General features: G+C 56.6%; 1 protein-coding gene. It reads left to right on the top strand.

The genetic code is table 11. The features are described from left to right. Positions 1-152: 152 nt before the first annotated feature. On the top strand, positions 153-1,318 hold a 1,166-nt coding region (locus tag CRD20_RS11010; RefSeq protein ID WP_187405402.1), incomplete at its 3' end, for an IS256-like element IS3503 family transposase.

Below are 1,318 nucleotides of genomic sequence, written 5' to 3'. Positions count from 1 at the left end.
GGGTTAAGTAAAGAAAAGTGTGTCCGCATGCCACCATAACCCCAGACCACACACCACAAATCACCAAAGAATAGCTCCCCGAAAGCTATTACCCACACCATCCCGCACCTCCGGCCACATTTGTGCTAACCGCACACCGGTTGGATTAAAGGATGACCACCAACCGCCCCAGCTGCCCACTATGCGGCAACAACACAAAGAAAAACGGCACCACCAGCAAATCAACCACCCGTTGGCGCTGCACCCACTGCGGACACTCCTTTACCCGCAACACCCAAACCCACAACAAAAACACCGCCACCATGGCTTTGTTCATCCAATGGGCCACCGGCACCCAATCTCTAACCACCTTCGCCGCACACCATGGCGTAACCAGGCAAACCATGCACCACCGATTCCGATGGTGCTGGTGGATCATCCCCACACCCACCATCGACTCATTCCGCATCCATGACCAAATCTTCCTCGACGCGACCTATCTAAAGTCCGGATGCCTCCTGATCGCAGCCAGTAAAACCCACGTCATCAACTGGACCTGGGCCAGACACGAAACCACCGCCGCCTACACCGAACTCCTACGCCCCATTGCCGCACCACTAATCGCAGTCACAGACGGCGGACAAGGTGCCCAATCAGCCATCCACCACTGCTGGCCAACAACACGCATCCAACGCTGCCTCGTCCACGCCCAACGAACAGTCCGCCGCCACACCACCAGCAACCCCCGCACCGATGCCGGCAAAACCCTCTACCGCCTAGCCCTGAAACTCACTCGCATCACCGACCTTGACCAAGCATCCACATGGGTCGCCCACCTGCACGAATTCGACCACACCTACCGGGAATGGATGAACGAGAAAACCACCATCAAAGACCCTGCTACCGGCGCCTACACCAAGGTCTACACCCACCAACGCGTCCGAGCGGCCTATCAATCATTGCTATCTCTGCACCGCAGAGACCTGCTGTTTACCTACCTGCAACCCCCACCAACAACCATCGACCCCGACAACCTTGCAGCAACAACAAACAGCCTCGAAGGTGGCATCAACGCCCCCATAAAAGAACTAGCCCGCAGACACCGCGGACTATCACTACCGCATCAACGCACAGTGATGGATTGGTGGCTGTATCTACATACAGAAGTCCCTGACGATCCGGTCAAGATCGCCAGGGACCAACGATGGGGTCAAGACGCACTTTCCACAGCAACAGACCTGATCACCCACAACACCACAGCCACTACCAATGACATCGGTGCACCAGCAGAATACGACACCGCCATCGACACCAGCTACCAACACAACCTCGGCATCCA

It is taken from the genome of Corynebacterium sp. LK33 (assembly GCF_014334955.1).
Classification (GTDB): Bacteria; Actinomycetota; Actinomycetes; order Mycobacteriales; family Mycobacteriaceae; genus Corynebacterium; species Corynebacterium jeikeium_D.
The sequence above is the reverse complement of the archived record's forward strand: the minus strand, read 5'-3'. Positions and strand labels throughout refer to the sequence as shown.